This is a genomic window from bacterium, from assembly GCA_030247525.1.
Lineage (GTDB): Bacteria > Electryoneota > JAOADG01 > JAOADG01 > JAOADG01 > JAOTSC01.
The window spans coordinates 1-16,809 of the sequence record JAOTSC010000073.1; the positions used below are offsets into that span (position 1 = coordinate 1).

At 44.7% G+C, this 16,809-nt stretch carries 12 protein-coding genes; 5 read left to right on the forward strand and 7 right to left on the reverse strand.

The window, feature by feature from the left end:
• Both OEM52_08125 and OEM52_08130 read left to right on the forward strand, forming a co-directional pair.
• Window positions 1–258, forward strand: a 258-nt coding sequence (locus OEM52_08125) for a hypothetical protein (protein ID MDK9700096.1), incomplete at its 5' end; no start/stop codon positions are given.
• A gap of 69 nt (window positions 259–327) precedes the next feature.
• A complete protein-coding gene (locus OEM52_08130) occupies window positions 328–756 on the forward strand; it encodes a DUF2007 domain-containing protein (protein ID MDK9700097.1) in 429 nt (142 codons plus the stop codon).
• A gap of 18 nt (window positions 757–774) precedes the next feature.
• Here OEM52_08130 and OEM52_08135 read toward each other — a convergent pair whose 3' ends face one another.
• From OEM52_08135 to OEM52_08145, 3 genes are all read right to left on the reverse strand, one after another.
• Window positions 775–3,888, reverse strand: a complete 3,114-nt coding sequence (locus OEM52_08135; GenBank protein MDK9700098.1) for an FG-GAP-like repeat-containing protein — start codon at window positions 3,886–3,888, stop codon at window positions 775–777.
• Window positions 3,889–4,037: 149 nt separating this feature from the next.
• Window positions 4,038–5,672, reverse strand: a complete 1,635-nt coding sequence (locus tag OEM52_08140; protein ID MDK9700099.1) for a glycosyltransferase family 39 protein — start codon at window positions 5,670–5,672, stop codon at window positions 4,038–4,040.
• A gap of 58 nt (window positions 5,673–5,730) precedes the next feature.
• On the reverse strand, window positions 5,731–6,552 hold the full coding sequence (locus OEM52_08145; GenBank protein ID MDK9700100.1) for a hypothetical protein: 822 nt from the start codon (window positions 6,550–6,552) through the stop codon (window positions 5,731–5,733).
• A 210-nt stretch (window positions 6,553–6,762) separates the two neighbouring features.
• On the opposite strand from OEM52_08145, the gene OEM52_08150 reads away from it, so the two are divergent.
• A complete protein-coding gene (locus OEM52_08150) occupies window positions 6,763–8,010 on the forward strand; it encodes a toll/interleukin-1 receptor domain-containing protein (protein ID MDK9700101.1) in 1,248 nt (415 codons plus the stop codon).
• 817 nt (window positions 8,011–8,827) lie between these two features.
• Here the strand turns inward: OEM52_08150 and OEM52_08155 are convergent.
• From OEM52_08155 to OEM52_08170, 4 genes are all read right to left on the reverse strand, one after another.
• A complete protein-coding gene (locus OEM52_08155; GenBank protein ID MDK9700102.1) occupies window positions 8,828–10,600 on the reverse strand; it encodes an ATP-binding protein in 1,773 nt (590 codons plus the stop codon).
• A gap of 41 nt (window positions 10,601–10,641) precedes the next feature.
• Window positions 10,642–11,250 (reverse strand): hypothetical protein, encoded by a 609-nt coding sequence (locus tag OEM52_08160; GenBank protein MDK9700103.1) that lies wholly within the window; start codon window positions 11,248–11,250, stop codon window positions 10,642–10,644.
• Window positions 11,251–11,517: 267 nt separating this feature from the next.
• Window positions 11,518–12,108: a hypothetical protein gene (locus OEM52_08165; protein MDK9700104.1), complete on the reverse strand. Its 591-nt coding sequence runs from the start codon at window positions 12,106–12,108 to the stop codon at window positions 11,518–11,520.
• Complete coding sequence (locus tag OEM52_08170; protein ID MDK9700105.1) at window positions 12,108–13,127, reverse strand: hypothetical protein; 1,020 nt, start codon at window positions 13,125–13,127, stop codon at window positions 12,108–12,110. Before OEM52_08170 ends, OEM52_08165 begins: the two co-directional genes overlap by 1 nt.
• Before the next feature lie 533 nt (window positions 13,128–13,660).
• Between OEM52_08170 and OEM52_08175 the strand changes: the two genes are divergently transcribed.
• Both OEM52_08175 and OEM52_08180 read left to right on the forward strand, forming a co-directional pair.
• A complete protein-coding gene (locus tag OEM52_08175; GenBank protein MDK9700106.1) occupies window positions 13,661–15,742 on the forward strand; it encodes an ATP-binding protein in 2,082 nt (693 codons plus the stop codon).
• 32 nt (window positions 15,743–15,774) lie between these two features.
• Window positions 15,775–16,761: a DUF3644 domain-containing protein gene (locus tag OEM52_08180; protein ID MDK9700107.1), complete on the forward strand. Its 987-nt coding sequence runs from the start codon at window positions 15,775–15,777 to the stop codon at window positions 16,759–16,761.
• Window positions 16,762–16,809: the final 48 nt, after the last annotated feature.

The window sequence follows — 16,809 nt, forward strand, 5'->3', positions numbered from 1 at the left end:
CCGTATATGTTGAATCTTGACGACTTTGAAGATCGACGAATTGAAAACTTCTTTTATGAATTTGGAATGGCCGATGCCGGACGTTGGCGGCGGATGGCGCTTTGGGTAATGGGTACTTACATCTTTGCTGGCGCGGTTTGCGCATATATGATTGCAGTTCCCGGCGCATACAAGTGGTTGACCGAATCGGAGTTCATCCAGTTCATGGTGTCACGACTCGGAACGATGTTCTATTTCGTACCAGACTTCTTCAAATAATCTTGATGCATTTGTCGAAACGGGGTACTCGGTACCCCGTTTTTCATATCCACCTATCCTGAGGCTATCTTGCCGCACTGTACCTTTTGCCAATCAGAGTTCGTCGAAGGCATTGAAACCTGTAGCGACTGCGGACGTAAACTGAAACCGGGATCGTTACCAGAGCCGGTTGCCGAGTCGTTTCCTGATGTCGGTTGGATTCGGCTCTATGAGTGCGATAATGATTTGGAAGCGGAGCTGATAACGCAGTTACTGGAAAATGCAGGTATTCCGGTACTGCGGAAAGGAACGCTGCGCGGCAGTTACGGTGTCATGGGTAGTACTATGCGACTTCCAGGCGACCGAGTCATTTTGCTTGTTCCTGAAGACCGGATTGGCAAAGCGCAAAGGATCGTTCTGTCACGATTGAATGCCGGTAGATTTGGCGAATCCATGAAACGGCAGCGCGGTGAAAAAGCGCAGATCATTCGCGTGAAAAGAAGAATTCGTAAACGGTAAGAGAAAGCAAACGTTCGGTTATTTTACCAGCAGAATTTTACAAAATCTCCGTTGCTGGTTTGCTTCGATTTCCAGATAGTATATACCTGATGAGAATCCATTCAGTGTGATTGGCGCAACGTGGTCACCAGCAGAAAAGCTCCCACGAATCGGTCGATGTAACTCACGACCGGTCGTTTCGTAAAGCCGGCTGTTTACTTCTCCGGCCGTTGGTAAAGAAAAGCGAACTTGTATCTGTGAATTCGATGGATTAGGATACACTGAGCATTGCAACCCCACTGGCAACAGACCGGCTTCACTACGTCCCACAGCACTTGCTGTCGATTGATATCCAATAACTTGCCCACTGCGCTGCGAACTCAATCCGAGTGCCGAAACGATGATTGTCGGCGCTTGATCGGCATTCTCCAAAATCGCCAGCCGCGATCCAAACCGGTGATTTGCAAGGGGAACAGCCAGTTGTAATCTCGAAACGTGGAGACCATCGGTTGCGCGGAAGAAATCAACTTTGCCGGCATCGATCTGATTCGCATAATCATACTCATTAGAAGCAATCAACAGGTCAGGATAGCCGTCGCTCGTGATATCCTGTGTCAAAACCAAGTCGACGGCAAAATTATCCGCTCGATACTCCGGCGACAATATCGAGTATAGTAGCGTTCCAGTTGCACCGTTGAAACAATTGACTTTCCCGGTACGGAAACCTAATCCGTTACGGAAACCGGGCGCCGACAAAAAATACTCCGGAATAATATCGCCGGTTACATCGATTCCTCCGGCAATGATCTTACCCAATTCTTCGCCCGGGCTTCCATAATGCGTTCGGAACAGTGTTTTCGAAGCGCCATCGAAGATGTATACTGCCCCACTCCAGTTATCGCTGGTCTCATAAGGCGCAACGACCGCAAACTCCGGTTTTCCATCGCGATTTAAATCGCCAACACCAGCAGCATTTTCGCCAAATCGTCCTCCCACTCGCGGTGTGGGCGATGCAACACAATCGATCAACGTTCCCCGGTATCCATCGTACAAATACGCAACGCCCGACGAAATCACATGGCTGTTCGCAATCGGATCGGTCACCAGTAAATCCGTCACCGAATCGCAGGTTACGTCGCCGATTGCAACGACTTTCGCTCCGAAAGACCCAACACCTGAACCTTCAATACGGTACACGGGAAATTGAGAGTAGTTACGGTAGCAAAGAACATATCCTTGGCCTTGTTCCGGTTGCACCGAAGTAACGTACTCCTCCGTTCCATTGCCGTCGATATCGCCGATGTTCGCCGTCGATACGCCAAAATGAGTCAAGGTATCGCTAATAATGGGGTTTGTAATAGGCCCAAACAATGTGGGAGTAATATTGTTACCGAGCTGCCGTGAGATATACATCTCGCCGTAATCTCGGGTCGAGTGTATCCACTCCGGTAGACTAACGAGCAGGTCTGCTCTGCCATCGGCATTAACATCGCCAATCGGGCAGAGTTGTTTCCCAAATTCGTGATTGCGGGAATCGGCGCTCGGATTAGAAATCCAGTAAACCGTTCGAAAAGGCACGTACGAGAACGACTCATTTGTTCTTACGGAAACGGCGCCAGCTCGATAACCGCCAGCCGACGCCGAATCGAGTGCATATAAGGCAAACCGGTATTGGGTTGCCGGAAATAAATTGAGGATCATGCATTTGATCGAATCATTTAGCCCGAGTACAAACCAAATCGGAACCGGTGACGTTAGCGAATACGATTCGTTTAACCATAGTCCCGACAACTCATCGGTTATTGCATAGCGTGCATTATTCGGATTAGGCGTCTGGGGATTGTTATAGATGTTCAACATCGCCCAATTGTACGATACCGCATCGATCGTGGGGGGCACAACGGGAGCGGTAGCTGTCCATCCCATTGCCTCGGCGCAATCGAAAGAAGTGAGCGTATCGTAAATCGAAAATACCTTGAATCGACATTTGGTGTAAGGCGACAAACCGGTGCAGGATATGGACAACGAGTCGTCCGACGCTACTGTGTCAACCAGTTCATAAGGGTTATCTTGCATCGAACGGTAGATGCGATACCCGGAACATTCGGAATTCGCGGGAAACCATTTTAGAGTGAGGGAGGTTGCCGTAACGTCGCTAATCCACGCTTGCACCGGAGGACTGGGGCGATACACGTTGGATGTCACAAACTGCCAGATTTGACTCGGTCTCGTATTGATCGAATCGTCGGCGATTACTTGCCAATAGTACCGTTGGTAAGGGAGCAGTAACGGAACATCCCAATAGTTCGTACGAACCGATTGTGCGATGATTCGCTCTGGTGGAGACATTGTGTCGAGCCGAACTTCATAATGCCTCGCTAAGACATCGAACGACCAGCTCAATCGTTGATCGCGACGGACTTCGGTTGTTGCATCGGGAGGAAACGGATTGGATGGATTCTGTATCCGACGAAAAGTAATGGCGGAATGCAACCGGACGAACTCCTCGTTCCGGCAAACGAATTGTCCGATATGGCCTAAATGGTTTTCGATTCCGACGGTTGCGCTCGTGAGATTTGCGCCCAATTGATTGTACTGAAAGATTATCTGTCCCGAGCGATGCAAAATCACTTGAAACTCATACACCGAACTATTACGCGAAACATGCCATGTGACAACATAGCGAGAGGAATCGTAGCGAGCAGCGCGTATCCCTTGCACATACGAACTCTCATACAAATTATCCCAATACGGGGCGATTACACCGTTCGGCGGTGCGGCCGTCGGCATTCCCTGATTAACGGTAAATGCACTGTCTGGACTTATAAACGACAACCAACCGCAGGAACTGATGTGACAAACCGTATACGTCGAGTCATAGTAGGGAAAGCCAAATCCGATCTCGTTGTTGCGGTGCACGCCTTGCAAGATTTTCGTGAAAGGTGTCGTATTAAGCGTTAACCATTGAAACGAGGGAGAGAATGGCTCTAAATCATCGGTCCATTGATATCCAGCCAGATCTGGACCGCCACGAGTATCGATCGCGGGAAGGACAGGAGTGGTCGGTTGATTGGCCGATAGATTCTGTAAATTCAGGAATATGAGCATGACAACGCCGAGTTGGCATCGTCGGATATATATTAACTTTATCATTATCAACATCATATTCAATCCATACCGTACACAACTCAAACCACCTCGATCATCAACAACTCATCCTGTACATCAAAAAAAGAAATCACCACAAATACAAGGTAATTTGCATGTTTTACCAATGCAATACATAAATCAATACTATCAAGTTATTTTAGTACGGGTAAGCTCATTGCTCCGATCCGGTAGAACGTATCGATTGTAGTCGGATAGATTTTCCAATGAGTTCGATAACTGTCCCAGACCGCTTCGATCTCGCGGACTCGCTCGCCATAATGTGCTTCGGTAAAGCGGTCAATTGAGACGGCGTCTTGTGTGACATACACATCATTTCCTCGACTCAATGCGATATCAATTCGATTTCTGAGAACTTCCGTTAACTGCGAAGAATGATCATACTCTTCAAACAACTCGGAAACCGCAATCATTTTGGCAGGAGAGTAGTATTCAAAGTAATCAGATACGATCCAGCTATAGTTTGTGACAATCACATCACCCGGTTTCGCGTACTTCGCGATTGGCAACGTCTTCGATAGGACGAAATCATATTGGTCGTTTGCTAACCAGCGCATACTGCCTAACCAGTTGACAGTTAAGAGTGATAGAACGAGAATCCCAAGCGGAATCAAACGTATTTTCTCGTAAACGGGATACTGTAGTGTTTTTCTAATCCGAATTAAAAACAGAAACCAAAGAATCAGCGATTGAGGTATCCAAAACTCAATATTCCCAACATCCCAAAAACAAAAAAACACCGAATATACTGACAACCATAAAACCAGCGCCGACTTAGTCTTCCGCAATCGCTCCGGAAGAATCGTTTTCTGGTTACTTCGATGGTTCACAACCAAATAAGCGATCATAACGAAGAAAACGAGAGTTGCAATGAGAAGAAACGTTGCTTGTACTGTTGGCAGATCACGCACCAAGAAGTACTCGTCCGCAAAATAAAACTGTCGATCCATCGAAGCCAGTAAGCGTTCTACTGATGGCAATGCAAAAATAAAATGTCCGCCGATGAATACGTTAACGAGCCCTTTCGCGATTTTTATTGCGAACAACGGATCGAATCCAATCCAATAACGATTGTCCTGCGCATAAGCAGTCGTCCAACGCCAACATTGCTCAAACGTTGTGAAATGGCGAATAAAAACGTATGTGAAGAGATAGGGTATTATCGTCATTGGGACGACAACCGTTAGATACTTTCTAATCGCTTGCTTTGCTATTGTAATGCTACTGCTTGAGAATTTTAAAATGAACACCAGGATTACGATACCAAACAAGACATTGACTTGATGGTATAGAATTGCCGCACCGTGCAGCAATCCTACCCAATACCAACGGAATTTGGTGTTTATCGAACCGTTGAGAACCATTATTGTTAATAGTAACAGAAACAAGGGAATGTTGTATACTTCGATCGTAGTCGTGTAGAACCAAAATCCGTAGGAAAACGCCGGCAACAAGGTTCCCATAAATGCCATCGGGCCAGTTGCCGAAAGGCTGGTGCGCAGTAACTGATAGAACAACGCCATCGTAAGCGCGCCAAAGAGAACATTTAATAACTGGACGGTTGTTGCCGAAGACAAAGGGATTTGAACAAGCTGAAACAACAGCAACCAGATGCGGGCGGTCCAGTGATATAGCAAATGATGGGGATGATCGAGATCGGTTCCCCGAGTGATGTTGACCAGATAACTCATCGCATCGTGGGCAACACCAAGATTTTTTGTTATGGTTAACGAATAGAAAAGAAGGAAGAAAGCGAACACTAAATACATAGAAAGAGTATTTTGGACGGGTCTCTTTAACGGAAAATGAGTAAACATAGCAGTCAAACTAACAGCGGATGCGGCCGAAATACTCTTTTTCCCACTGCTTCACCCTTTCGTAATCGGGGTGTGAGCGTTCCGCTTCGCGAAACTCGTTATCGTGGTAAATTCGGATCGAAGGCGACTGTAAGGCGTGCAATAATTCGTGGAATATGACGAATTTTACAACAAATTCGGGAATCTTGGGATCGTCTAACAGGGGGTGTATCGCGATGCGGTGGTATGCCGCCGAGTAACTGCCAAGATTGCGGGATTTGGCGTGTTTCCGAACCTGTTTTCCCCAGCCGATGGCAACCCGGCATGCGCCGGAAAAGAATCGATTATTCACCTCTTGGAACTTTGCAGTCAAATCGTAATGCTTTCCATAGGTTGGCAAATCCGACCGTAACGGTAACCGTCGCTGCTCGGTCGCCGCCAAAGTCGAAAGTTCGTGGATGAACTGTTGTACTAACTTCGGCGCTTTGCGGCGCGGCCCCTTCAACCAAGTGAGCAACGCTTCCCGCACCGGATCAGGAGCATCAATAAAACGACGATGCAGCCGGAGCATCATCACTTTCCCTTCGGTTTTCATAGATACAAACCGAGTACGTCCATGTAACGGTTTGACAATCAATTCACGAGTAATCTTAGTGGCAAGTTCGCGGTGCAGCCAATCCGCAAGTTCCTCAAAACGGAGGCGCTCGAGTTTTCGCTGGGAACGACTGGGGGGAGGCGGCGCTGGTAACGATTCGGGTTCCTGACGCGACTGGAACAACGCCGACGGTACCGACTCCTTTTCGGATTCGGGTTTCGTTAATTCAAACAAGGAGAGTTGCTGCAGTCGCGGCATAACGCAAGGTATAACAAAATAGCGGGTAACGGCAACCGTTGCTATTCACATTGGTGAATAAACCATTTCCGGGAGAATGCACCAGTGTCCGATTCCTGAATTTTGGTACCTTTCACTGCTGGTATGTACATTTATCGATCAGCGTGTTAAGAGTTTATTCTGAAGCATTTAGCATCTGTTACTAACAGTAAACTAATAGGGTTTATAAAGATGCATACTTTTATTTCTTACGTACACGACGACATATTGATCGTTCAACGATTGGCAGAGTACCTCCGTGCCAATGCAATCGAGGTTTGGCTCGACCGAGAAAAACTTGCCCCCGGAAAAAAGTGGCAGGATGTGATTCGAAAAGCGATCCGCTCAGGTTCATACTTTATTGCCTGTTTCTCTGATAACTATCTGACTCGATCTAACAACTACATGGAAGAAGAACTTAACATTGCACTGGAAGAACTTAAACTTCGTCCCACGGAAACAGACTGGTTCATTCCGGTTATAATAAATCGATATTCATTCCCAGAATTACCCAAGCGCATTGCTGCAGTGATTCATGAAACACAGGTGGCATACCTTGTATGGAACAACTTCGAGATCGGTGGGAGGAAAATTCGCGATACGATATCTCCTGATGCGAAGTTCGCAGATATCGCCTCGGATGTCCTCGCATTCAGACACATCGACTGGCCAAATCCAAGTGAAGCGAACAAAGCGATTCGAGCTATTGTTACTTTAGACCAATCAATAGAGAACCAGATATATTTATATGATTTGATTCATCGTGAAGTGCCTCCGATTCGAGAATATCTTAAGAGATACTTAATCGATGAAGAACCGAACGAATCACTCATCCTTTTCTTAGCTATTGTATGCTACCCAGAAACTGTACTGGACCACTTTATCGAGTTCAAAGTTAAACTGCAAAACTGTATCTCCAACTTTCCCAAGGGATATATAGCATTTCCCTACTTTGGTTGGTCGAAAACCGGTTTTTGCAATTCCGTCACTAAAAATTTGTTGATGGATGTCGGCCGTGAAAAACTCATAGTCTACATAGGTGAGTATATAAAAGAGTATTCACCCACAGAAAACTTCACACGGATTGTAGCAAAAATCTGCGAGCCAAATTCAATTCTCGAGATGTTTCCATCCAATTCAAATAAATTTATTCAGTGTCTTGAAACAATCTCACCGGATTACATGTCAATTCCATATTTTGCTTGGAACATGGAATGCGCCACTTACAAAAATATGTTTTCAAATTGGAAATCTCAATTGGGTGATCAAGCTGTAGTAATGACATCGATTGATTTTCAATCATTTGAGATTTGTCCTAACTGTCAAATCAAGGCAGTGATGTCATCATCGGAAGACTTAAAATGGGATGGTGAATATTTCAGAAGGACGTATTTCTTTTGTACGAACTGTAAAGACAGTTGGGAACAAGAAGATGGGTGATACAATTGTATAAACTCCATTGTTTCGAAAGGAGTAATCATTTTTTACCTTGAGATTCGCCCCATCAAAACAAATCCACCCTCCAGATTCGAACTGTGTGATTTTGCCGGAGTAGACCTTGGAAAACCGAGCTTAACAGTTTTCTCTTATACAAAAATCACTTCCTTTCGAATTCGAAACACAATTACTCAATCTGAGGAGAAAAAGGGCGTATGCCATACGCCCCTACTTAAGAATCTGAGCCACCTTGCAGACTCGAACCGCAGATTTCTTGCAGGATTACATAATGAAAAACGCAACTCACTAAGAGTCACGTTAACATCATAAACGAACGATAGAGCCACCTTGCGGACTCGAACCGCAGACCTGCTGATTACGAATAAGTGGTGACTGCTTAGGATTATCAAGAACTTATGAGAATAGTAAGTTGAGATTGCTACCATTTGCTACCACGGACTGTTATTGTTTGTCCATGACTGACACGATGTCAGGGAAGGATTTTCCGTGTATGAGTACGATTTCAAGAAAAAGATACACCCACTTTGACAATGTTGCAAAGTGGGTGTTGCGTATACGCCTCTGTGAACCGATTTGTTTCATCAAGTGGTACTTGTGGTCGTTAAAGGTCTCCAAAACCATTCAACAACATCAAACGTTATGAGAACTTCCTGTCCGATGTAGTCTTCAAGTAGCTTCATCATTCTCCAGACGCCATAGAAGCATTGCATCCCTTTTTCGGTTTCGAACCAAGCGGCTGTAATTGACCCATGGGGTTGGAGCGTAGCCAAAGTAGCAGTGAATGAATTTGTCTCCTTCATTATTCGCCACCTGCTACCCTGAATCCGACTGGCAGCTTTAATGACGAACGATGACCAAGTTTCCCTTTAATTTCAAGTTCACAGGCTCTCTGAAGCATATCCATCGATACATCACAATCTTTTACAGCTGCTTCCATCGCTACGTTTCGAACAATCACTGCAATCTGCCCACCAGTTAACTCGAAATCACTTGACAGTGACCTTAGGTTAACATCATTGTCTAATGGGAAGTTATCAGGGATGTGCTTTTCCCAAATCAGCAAACGAGCATCACCATCAGGCAAAGAAAACGAGATTTTGTAATCGAACCGTCGTGAAAGTGCCTCATCCAGTCGCTCTTCAAGGTTCGTGCATCCTATCAAAATGCCTTTGAATGAATCGAGATTCGTTTGTAGCATATCCTGGACGTTTTGATGCATACGGGCGACACTTGTTCCCCCAAGCTCCGCTCGATTGGAAAATATTTGGTCACATTCGTCAAGAAACAGCACAGGCACACTGTTGGTGGTTTCACAGTATCGGTAATATTCATGAAACAGGTTATTAACATTTTTTTCGGAATCCCCCACCCACTTACTTGTCATTCGGCTTGAATCAGTTACTAATAAAGGTTTCCCAAGCGTTGCTGCAATAGCTTCGGCTGTCGCAGTTTTTCCTGTTCCTGAAGGTCCTGTAAAAAGGATTCGGCAAGAATCAGCGTTCATCCCCCACGTTTTAAATTTGTCAGCTACGGCAGGATTTCTTGATTCGATGATTGTCCTCACGATATCCAACGTCTCTGATGGCAAAACTAGTTGTTCCATCGAATGTGTCGGCGAGCGTACTTCAAAAATGTTACTTGAAGGTGTCTTTACAGACTTTGCGGACGATGCTTGCGAAGTTGTGTCGTCCAATAGTACCCTTCGAAGAACAGCAGGTGACAAGTTAAGTGTGATATCATCGCGGTGAAACTCGTTCGGTGCAATCTCAATTACCCCATTTGTGACCAACTTCGAATCAACCGACATTGCCTTGGAAATCTTGAAGACATCTGATGGTCGCCGAGAAAGTGAGGATGTGATGTTTAGCATTGAAGTACTTTCGTACTTTGAATACTCTGAGACTAGAAACCACACGATTTCCCGCTCAATCTCGCTTAACTCTAATTCTCGCTCTAGCTCCAATAGAGGGAATGTGGATTTGGAACGATTTTTTTTTTCGTCATGCATGGCAAGAGCAAAATTGTACTGTTCTACTTCAGCATTGGTGTCAGAATCTACAAACGGGTCTCGTCGGTTGTGCTTCCCTGTTCGCAAAGTCATAAGATGAACGATTGAGTCAATGAATGCATCGTTAGAATCAAATCCTTTGTAACAATCCAGTTCTACAACTTTCTCTGTGTCAATTTTAAGAATGAAATCCTCACGTAGGCGGATGTTGGATGCAAGATGAGGAGGAGCTTCTCGACGCGATTTCTTTTGAGAGCCATCGTGAACGAATGACACAACATCCTTAACTACTAGTGTATCAATTGCCTCTAAAGCTTCTAGGCGTCCATTGGCACTTTCGGGAAAAGCTCTTTTCAACAATTTCCATGACGGTATGTACGGCTTGCTTTCCATAAATACTTCATACAGTATTGAGACAATGGTAACCTCGATATCCGATAAAGAGACATCGGGAAATTCCGAACGAATTTTCTCGCTTGCACGGGTAAACTGCTCAAATTCGAAAGTCATTTCATGCGACGGTCTACCGGAACCGTCTGGTGGCAACGTACGACCGTCAAACATCGACGCTATTGAAAGAAGTGCGTGACTCAGTATGAAAAATCTCAATTGTTCCCCCCACCGCTTGTTTCTTCAGATTCGAGATTACTTTGTTCGAGAAATTCCCCATATAATGTGAAAAGTGCTTCACTTTCAATAGACCATCGCAATGTGTAACTAGTGATGTATCCATCCTGCCGGATTACTCCATGCTGTCGGATGTAATGCTTCAGAATCAGCTCTTTGACCAAAGGAAAAAGGTCTATGGTAGACAACGTCATCGCATCTTCAGGAAGTGTAACAGTCGACTGATGATTGCGGTAAATAGCGAGCATACGAGTTCTGTATTGTGGCAACATGGAGCCATCAGTGTTGGCTCTAAGAAATGGTCGGAAAGCTTGAGATGCTTGCCGATAAAGAGCTTGGTGTTCTGCTTGCTTAAACTGCTCAATGAAGGGTCTCAGGTTACTTGAAGTTAGACCCAGTAATGCAGAAAGCTTGGAGACATAAGCAGTATCAGCATCACCAGTACGACAGAAATTATCTAATCGTCTTACTTGTGCCATCGGATTGCTGGATTGTTGAATACTGTGGGAAAGAGAGTAGTAATCATACCCTAACAAGTGCATCCGCCCTTCGATAAAATCTCTCAATGTCGGTAGTGGCAAGTCCAAAATGGCGTTTCCTCCGTTTGTAGTGATAACACCATCAAGGATTGGACAGTCTATTGTTGCGATGGTTGTAAAATTGGTGCTTTTTGGCAGGAGTTACCGAAGATTTTTTCCACAGTCGCACTATTGGGAGAGGTTTATGCTTCTGTACCTACTTTTTCCCCGTGTTATGACATAACAACGGTGAATTGTATTGTACTGGTCGGTGTTATGGGCAAGTTTCGGTGGCGAGTGATTTCAATCCCAAATTCGTCGGTGTCATGGGAGTGTTTATATAGGTTTCAAAATTGAAGTCGCGACATCCCACACTTCATCCATCAGATTTGCATCATACTGTTCCAACCACATAGTGTGCCGATACAGTTCTCTTGCAACAGGAATCAGTCGCTTGCTCTCAGGCAAACGAAGATACCGTTCATCAAATTCACAAAGTCGAATTCTATCAAGGGCGTCAATTTCTTTCAACAGCATTGACAAATACCAATGCGGACTTTCTCGTCTAAGCGACAAAGGCTTGCAATGGTACTCCACTGCTGTGCTTACAGCTTCAATTTGTGCTTCAGCTAATCCACCACGATACAACCTATCCAGTATCTCAGGTGACATTAACATCTTTTCTACAGCCCAGTCGCCATGACGTTGACAACGGTCATCATTCTTTCTTCCCAGGTCGTGAACGTAAACAGATGCCCATAGCGGTATCTCCAAATCTGGTCGCTTTAACAGCTTCAACAAAGCAAAACCTAGCACCATTACCCTTGCAATGTGCGCTCTACCATGTATATGGGACAGTATGGTGAATTGTCCCACCTGGGGCACGAGTAAGTTCGTAAATAGTGGTATTGTTGTTGCCAACTCCATCAGATACCTCCACCGATGATGAATGATGAAGACGGTTCTTCCCCATGCTCAACGACTTCAACATGACATATAGGTGAATGCTCTAATTCATTGACAGAAACGACACCGAAACCACTATTGGATTCCATTGACCAAACGACAACAAACCTAATGTCATCAATTTTGTGGACACGTTCGATGCTTGCTCCACTGGGAATTTGTGACGGCATTCGGTAGATAAACTGTTCGTGATATCTTCGGAAACTATCGGTTCGTACTGCTGTAATCCCAAACTTGCCACCTGCGATGACAGCAGACTCACCGACCAATGAGAAATCTACCCAATAAGGATTTTCTTCACTGTCGTCGGTATCACTCTTATGTCCAATCGACCCTACCTGATGACAGTTGGTAGCATCTAGCAGATTGATAAACTGGTGACACCCTGACATACCCACAGAACTACTCAGGAGTCCGTGAACAAGTCCGTTCGAATCTGCTTTTCTGATATGCTCGTATGCCCCGTTATTGGGAAGTCTAGATACCTTTTCTAGAACAGGATTACGAGGGTCGGTAGCGTCGTAAGCAAGCAAGTATTTTGGAAAAATCATGTTGTCAACGGCAATTAGCTTCATGTCTACTGTCAGAATAATATCGTCGATTGATTTACCCGCCCTTCGTACTGTGGGGGGAACGTAAATCGATTGCCACTGTGGTTTATCCTGCGTCAAATCATAGAATCCAACGATTTCTCCAGATTGCGACCTACCGCCGACGAAGAGACAATCACCAACAACTTTCGAACAATACCCTTTGAATCCAACTGGCAATGTGATTGACTGATGGGTGACCAGTCGCTCACCGTCCCACCGGAAAGCAACCACCCGACTTTGTTTACGGTTGATAAAGCTGATGCAGTTTCCCTCAATATTGAAATTCCCGAAGACTGGAATGGGTAGTCTTGCCAAGGGAAGGAGCTTCGTACCATCCCAAGCAAAAAGTGTAGCGATGTTCTCCTGTGGAAGCACGAAAAGTTGCATCAGTTCTCCGGGTGTATAGGATTAACACCCCGGTCGTTGTTGAAGTCTATCCGGCAGAAAAAACGCAAAACACTCGTTCAAACCCTTACATCCAAAAGCACGAATCAATATGTGCTATCGCCCCCCCTAAAAAGAGGATAAACCGTTAAAACATCCACCCACTCCCCCTCAGGGGATACCTACTATCGAGGAGTGTCCACACCCTCCTCGGTCTCCCACTCTAATAGGGAGGGATGGGTAGGTGTTCAAGGATAGTAAAACCAAATGAAAACTTTGTGTCGCACTATGGTAAGGTGAGAGATGCGATCTGGAAATCTCTTCTTAAGATGTCGCACTAGGCGACTTTAAGATTATTCAGAATCATTGCAAAGGCGTTGCAGAACTGAGTTTCAGTACTATAAATTGATAGTCAAAAACATGGATGCCACATGTTTCAATGGCAAATTTGACTTCTAGTAAACAATCGTCTTTTTAGACTCAGGTTGCAAAGAACTGCGACAACAGTTGTATCCTAAAGTGGAAAGGGGTTGGAAATGTTGAAGGTACTGAGAATCCGTGTTCAGAACTTTAGAAACATCGAAGATAGTGGCTGGGTACCGATCGAACGTGTAACTGCTTTAGTGGGAAGAAACGAATCAGGCAAGACCACTTTACTAAAGGCACTTCACAAGTTCAATCCTGCAACTCCAGAACCGTACTTTCCACAACGAGAGTTTCCGCGGGATAGATATACGCATGATTTCAAAAATGGTTCTGACTGGCCGGTGTGTTCAGTTGAATTTGACATCTCTAGTTTATCGATGGACGGATTAGAAGAAAATCTCCAAGGTGGGAAACTACCCTCAGTAGCTATCGGGACTCGGTACTATGATGGCACTTTAAAAATTCGTTTCGATGAAGTAATTATAGAAAAATCTGTATCGCCTAAGACAGTAGTTGAAGCATTAACAGCACTTGCTAGTGCGGCACGCCGTATCCCCTCACAACAGCCAGAACAGGAAGAAACTATTCAAACACTACGTACACAAATTGCGTCTTGGGCGTCCAATAAAGAAAGCCTCCTGAAAAATGAAACTGACCTGTGGTCAACACAGGGCGTTCATTTATTAACATCCTTATGCCAAGAGTCAGAAAAGTTTTCAAATCCTTTATCTGCCGACATAGTAGAAGCTTTCCTCAAGATAATCAATGAAACACTTTCGATTGTCCAATCACAAAAGCCGCTCGATCAAATCAGAGAATTAGTTAGGAGCAACTTACCAGTATTCATATATTTTGAAAACTATGGCATCCTGGACAGTGCCATCTACCTTCCCCGATTTATTGAAGAACTCTCTCGAAACCCAAATGACTCCAGAACCAGAACCATCAATGCGATGTTCAAGCATGTTGGCTTGAATGCTGCAGAAATTAACGAACTCGGTAATGAAAAAGCTATCCAAGCTAAGCATCAGAACCAAACCGTGACAGCAGATATAATTTCACAAGACCAACAACGAAAAGAAGCGCGTGCAATTAAGCTGAATTCTGCATCACTTGACATCTCCGAACGTTTTAACGAATGGTACGGACAACGCAGGCATACCATCGATTATCTTGCAGATGGGGACTATTTCCGTATCTGGGTTGCTGATGAAAGAAGACCAGGTGTAAGGATTGAACTTGAGAGCCGTAGTAAAGGTTTTCAGTGGTTCTTCTCATTCTATCTTGTGTTCCTTGTCGAATCAGCCGAAGGGCATAAAGATGCCATCCTTCTTCTGGATGAACCAGGTCTACATCTTCACCCCACTGCTCAGCAGGGACTGATTGCATTCTTTGAACGACTTTCTGAAAAGAATCAGTTGTTATATTCTACACATTCGCCTTTCCTAATCGATGGCGAACATATTCATCGGGTCCGACCTGTAACCGAGGATCGTTTAGGTCATTCTACGATTAGTGCAGAAACTTGGCCGGCTGACCGCGATACCATTTTCCCATTACAAGCTGCCGCAGGATATGCGATGATTAAGGGCTTGTTCCAACACAAAAATAATATCTTAGTAGAAGGTATGTCTGACTACTATTACCTACACGCACTTAATCAAATGTGCCGCAGTGCCGGGCGTACTCCGCTAACAAGAAATGTGTATATAACACCTTGTGGTGGTACTAAGATGGTTGGACATCTCGCTTCCTTATTTCTTGGTCAAGAAATACGCCCGTTGGTTCTATTAGACAGTGATGACGCTGGGAAGCAAAAACAATCTTCCTTGCTCAAAGAACTCTACTCAGGGCACACTAATTCGATTTTGATGCTCGATGATGCATTAAGTCGCTCTGGCTTGGAAACAGAAATTGAAGATATTTTCGGTGAAAGCATCTTGTTACCAGCATTCAATGAGGTTTTGAAGCTCAAAGTCAATCTGACTACCGCAGATAAATCGAAGGATAGCTTCCCATCCCAAGTAAAAAACTGGGCATCAAGAAGTAATGAAACACTACCCGAAGGATGGAAATCGACTCTTGCCCTATACCTTGTTTCTTCGTGGGCTGAAAGTAAATCAGTGCTTTCGGACTCGATACTCGATATGGCTTCTCGTTTGTTTTCAACAATCAACGAGAGATTTCAATAATACGTCCTCAGTTGTCTTCATACGGTGATTGAATGACTAAACGCAATCGCAAGCTCCATTCGATACAGAGCGAACTGCTTCACAAATCCCGTGAAGCGGCGTTGGCTTCCGTTCAGATTTTTAACAATCCACAAATCCAATTCAAATCCGAATTGTTCATCGTTACAATGATAATCGCATGGACCTATTTGTTCCATGCCCACTACAAAAGGAATGGAGTTGACTATCGGTACTACAGGCTCACCGGATCAAGAAAGAAGTTCGAAAAAACCAAAAGTGGAGCTTGTAAGCATTGGGAACTTGAACGATGCCTAAATGAGCCTTCTTCGCCATTAAAGAACGACCCAGCAGAAGCTAACCTTAGGTTTCTGATTGGACTTAGGCATGAAATCGAACACCAAATGACGACCCGAATTGACAACACCCTTAGTGCTAAGTTTCAGGCTTGCTGTTTAAATTTTAATCGGTATGTGAAGACATTCTTCGGCGATGAATTCGGAATCGACAAACATCTTTCTTTCAGTCTTCAATTCTCATCCATTAGTCGAGAACAATTGGACACGCTGTCGAAGGAAGATACTCTTCCAGCACATATCAAGAGCTTTATTAAATCCTTCGAAACTGGTCTGCCTGATACTGACTTCCAAAGTCCTGACTTTGCCTATCGTGTTTTCTTCGTGCCTAAGACGGCGAACCGTAAAGGGCAAGCAGACCAAGTTATTGAATTCATTAAAGCCGATTCGGAAATGGCACAGGGGATTAACGCTAAGTACGCACTCATCAAGGAAACGGAAAAACCCAAGTATCGTGCCAGCCAAGTTGTCGCGATAATGAAAGCAAAAGGATATCAGTTTACTATGTACACCCACACATCCCTATGGCACGAGTTGGATGCAAAAAATGCATCAAAGGGATACGGTGTTGATGTAGCTGGTGCATGGTATTGGTATGACAAGTGGGTAGAAGAGGTAGAAAACTACTGTATCTCGACTCCATTCGCTACTAAAAGAGGTGTCTGAAAATGGGAAACTCAAAGAAACTAACGGTAAAACTCAATAAAGACATTG